Origin of the sequence: Paraburkholderia sp. J12, assembly GCF_905220215.1 — a bacterium.
In the GTDB taxonomy this organism is placed as follows: Bacteria; Pseudomonadota; Gammaproteobacteria; order Burkholderiales; family Burkholderiaceae; genus Paraburkholderia.
In genome coordinates this window covers 1-431 of the sequence record NZ_CAJMZC010000054.1, presented here as the reverse complement: position 1 = coordinate 431, position 431 = coordinate 1, and the positions used below count along the sequence as shown (strand labels likewise).

1 pseudogene is annotated in these 431 nt (G+C 65.7%); it reads right to left on the bottom strand.

Features of this window, described 5'->3' with window-relative positions:
- Window positions 1-431 (bottom strand): annotated as a pseudogene (locus U5760_RS31570) (urocanate hydratase); the annotation flags it as partial.

Below are 431 nucleotides of genomic sequence, written 5' to 3'. Positions count from 1 at the left end.
CCCGATCACGATCGGCGCCTTGAGCTCGCCGTTCTTCACCATCTCGTTGAACGCCTGACCCAGACGATAGCGATCCTTCACCCCCACCCAGCAGATCCGCGCCGGCAGCCCCTGGAACGCAATGCGCTCGCGCGCCATGTCCAGCCAGTTGTGCAGGTGCGGATCGTCGGGGATCAGCTCCTTCACCTTCGCGTCGGTCTTGTAGATGTCCTCAGGATCGCCCGAGAGCGCCACCCAGCGGAACGGCCCCTTGCCTTCGCAGAAGAGCGGTCGGATGTACGCCGGCACGAAGCCCGGGAAGTCGAAGGCGTTCTCCACGCCCATTTCCAGCGCCATCTGGCGGATGTTGTTGCCGTAGTCGAGCGTGGCCGCCCCCCGTTCCTGCAGCGCGAGCATCGCGCGCACCTGCTGGGCCATCGACTGCTTGGCGT